This window comes from Lysobacter sp. TAB13 (genome assembly GCF_052113885.1).
Lineage (GTDB): Bacteria > Pseudomonadota > Gammaproteobacteria > Xanthomonadales > Xanthomonadaceae > Lysobacter > Lysobacter gummosus.
Window position 1 is genome coordinate 1 of the sequence record NZ_JBFRDR010000424.1, and the last position, 356, is coordinate 356.

At 66.9% G+C, this 356-nt stretch carries 1 protein-coding gene; it reads right to left on the reverse strand.

The window, feature by feature from the left end:
• Positions 1–356: hypothetical protein (locus AB4Y92_RS26810; RefSeq protein WP_441822382.1), on the reverse strand; the 356-nt coding region annotated here is incomplete at both ends.

The window sequence follows — 356 nt, forward strand, 5'->3', positions numbered from 1 at the left end:
GTCTTTCCGGTGTTCCAGGCGATGGCGCCCGAGCCTGAGAACGTCACGGCATCGATCCAGCGGCGCTTTGCGTCGCGATAGATCTCGATCGGCTCCCCCTCGGCCGCCGTGGCGACGACACGTCCGTCATCGCCGCCGCTGATCAGGCGCTCACCATCGGAGCAGGCTGAGAGGATACCGCCCGCATGGGCGTCAATGCTCTCGGTCTCACCGTCGCGCCAGCGCAGTACGCGCCCATCGGCGAGTGCGAACGCCAGCGTCTGCTTGAGCCATGAGGCGGAGACGACATGCTCGCCGGCCGTGACCGGGACGACATGCTCGCGGAGCGAAACGGGTTTTGTCTGCGTGTCCATGGC